1 protein-coding gene is annotated in these 255 nt (G+C 66.7%); it reads right to left on the bottom strand.

Translation table 11 applies throughout. From position 1 onward, the window contains the following. Positions 1-255: VCBS domain-containing protein (locus AC6LKD_RS32695; protein ID WP_498118551.1), on the bottom strand; the 255-nt coding region annotated here is incomplete at both ends.

Genomic DNA, 255 nt, shown 5'->3' with positions numbered 1-255 from the left:
TGTTGTTCAGCTCATAGGTGTAGGAGCCGTCGGCCTTGAGGACGATCTTGCCGTACTCGCCGTTGACTGCGGTGTTGACGTTGCCGTTGACGTTCTGGCCGGCGGCGACCGTGCCCTTGACCACGCCCACGACGTTGGTGGCGTCCGCGCCGAGGGTGTCGGCGCCGGTGCCGCTGATGACGTTGCCGGTGGCGGTCAGCGCGGTGTCTTCCGTGACGGAAGCGGTGTCGGGCTTGGCTTCAGGAGCGGTGTCGG

It is taken from the genome of Achromobacter sp. D7-1, assembly GCF_059760445.1.
The sequence above is the reverse complement of the archived record's forward strand: the minus strand, read 5'-3'. Positions and strand labels throughout refer to the sequence as shown.